This is a genomic window from Acetivibrio ethanolgignens (assembly GCF_001461035.1).
In the GTDB taxonomy this organism is placed as follows: Bacteria; Bacillota; Clostridia; order Lachnospirales; family Lachnospiraceae; genus Velocimicrobium; species Velocimicrobium ethanolgignens.
This window is the reverse complement of record NZ_LNAM01000064.1, coordinates 1-2,050: the sequence shown is the minus strand read 5'-3', so window position 1 is coordinate 2,050 and position 2,050 is coordinate 1. Positions and strand designations below refer to the sequence as shown.

The 2,050-nt window shown below is 28.6% G+C and carries 3 protein-coding genes; 2 read left to right on the top strand and 1 reads right to left on the bottom strand.

All coding sequences use genetic code 11. The features are described from left to right. Positions 1-60: 60 nt before the first annotated feature. Positions 61-723 (bottom strand): response regulator transcription factor, encoded by a 663-nt coding sequence (locus ASU35_RS04105; protein ID WP_058351791.1) that lies wholly within the window; start codon positions 721-723, stop codon positions 61-63. Positions 724-1,478: 755 nt separating this feature from the next. On the opposite strand from ASU35_RS04105, the gene ASU35_RS04100 reads away from it, so the two are divergent. Together ASU35_RS04100 and ASU35_RS20685 are read left to right on the top strand one after the other, a co-directional pair. Beyond that, the gene (locus tag ASU35_RS04100) at positions 1,479-1,964 is read left to right on the top strand and encodes an ATP-binding cassette domain-containing protein (protein WP_058351790.1); all 486 of its coding nucleotides are present in this window, start codon (positions 1,479-1,481) and stop codon (positions 1,962-1,964) included. After that, positions 1,943-2,047 (top strand): hypothetical protein, encoded by a 105-nt coding sequence (locus ASU35_RS20685; protein WP_083504132.1) that lies wholly within the window; start codon positions 1,943-1,945, stop codon positions 2,045-2,047. Before ASU35_RS04100 ends, ASU35_RS20685 begins: the two co-directional genes overlap by 22 nt. The last annotated feature ends 3 nt before the right edge of the window (positions 2,048-2,050 follow it).

The window sequence follows — 2,050 nt, the reverse complement described above, 5'->3', positions numbered from 1 at the left end:
GTCTATCCAGAGACAATCAAGTAAATCAATTTTTAGTCATATGAGATTAGCATAAACACCTTATTGCCATTTATACCCAACACCACGTATAGAAATAATATGCTTGGGCGATGAAGGATTTTCTTCTATTTTCATCCGTAAACGACGAATATTAACAGTGACAGCATTCTCATCAACAAATTTTCCATTATAGTCCCATATATAGTTTAAAATAGATTTTTTACTGAGTACATGCTCTTTGTTTTCTATAAAATATTGCAATAATGAAAATTCGATTTTGGTTAAAGGTATTTGAGTATTATTTCTGTAAACTACATGATGTTGTAAATCTAATAAGATATTGTCAGAAATAAATATTTTTTTTATTTTTGGAGGACAAAGGATATTGTTGAGTCGAGCCTGTAAAATTGAAAGCGAAAATGGTTTTGTAATATAATCATTTGCACCCATTTCAAATCCTTTCAGTTCGTTCATTTCCCCATCACATACAGTTAGTAAGATTATAGGTGTACCAAATTTTTCTTTGATTTTTTTGCAAGCATTAAAACCACTACCATCAGGTAAATTGCAATCTAAAATAATAGCATCAAAAGAATATTTCTCTAGTAAAGAGAAACCTTGTTTTAAATTAAAAGCACTTTTAATAGTATAAGAAATTTTAGATAAAAAGTAACTCAGTCCATCATTAAGATCTTTGTCATCTTCTATAATTAAAATATTCAATTCTGCTTTCGCCTCCTACAATATATATTCGGTTGGGGTATTATCCGCTTAGTGATAGGCTGGATAATGATGGAGCACTCAGTATATTATATCCTTTTTCAATTTTTGCGTTTACAGTTAAGATAAATAACTAACTGTTTATCTTAACTGTAAACGCAAAGTTAGGACACTATACTTGCTCTTAGGTATAGTATAATAGATACATTTTACAACTGCAAGTTAGAAATGTCTGTACTCAGGGTACACGCATAAAAAACATCCATCTTGGAATAAAAACTCCTTGATGGATATTTTTAAGTGATTTCTGAAATTTTCTGAAAACTAATTTCTGCATATACTTTAGCTGATAGGTACACAACATACTCATTTTTTATCAGTTATATTTTATTTTCAAAATAAGGTTTTTGAAACTTTATAAAGAACGTCATATTTTTGCATCGGTATGGATACAAAAAACAGCATAAATACATATAACGATAAGGCTTCCGAGGTCATATTCGAATATATGATAAAATTTGCTAAATGTGATTAGTAGCTAAACGAAGAGTTCGTATATGAAATAATTCAAATTTTGACAGAAACATTAAAATTTGAAGAAGTGAATATTGTAGTATTGATCTTAGTAGGAAAAGAGAAGATTACAATTTTGTAATGATAAAATTATATCTTGTAATCCTTTTGTAATTAAAAAAAATTACAATAAAAGCATCAAATTTGAAGATTATACGATTTTAATTAAACAGGACAATTATGGAGTGAAAATAGAAGATACAGAAAAAATTACAATAGATTTTGAGAATATTTCGTTTAATTATATGGAAGGAGAACTAATTCTAGACAATTTTAGTTTGAAAGCAAATTCAGGACAAATGATTGCTTTAGTAGGAGAGAGCGGTTGTGGGAAATCAACGGTTACCAAATTATTATTAAGACTATGGGATATCTCAAAAGGAAGCATTATGATAAATGGAGAAAATATAAAAAATTACAATCTCTATAATTTGAGAAAAAATATTATCAATGTAACACAAGATATCTTTTTGTGCAACACAAGTATTTGGGAAAATATAACTATGGGGAATTCAAGTGATAATAAAAATATAGAAAAATTATGTGAAGAGTTAGGGATTGATGAATTTGTGAAGACTTTTGATAATGGCTATGATACTGTTATAGGAGAGAGGGGGGGGCAAAACTTTCAGGAGGGCAAAAGCAAAGAATTGCAATTGCTAGAGCATTGATCTATGATGCACCAATAGTTATATTAGATGATATTGAGGTCAAAACCATAAATAGATTTGTCCCTTCTCCTATAGTACCTTGAAAA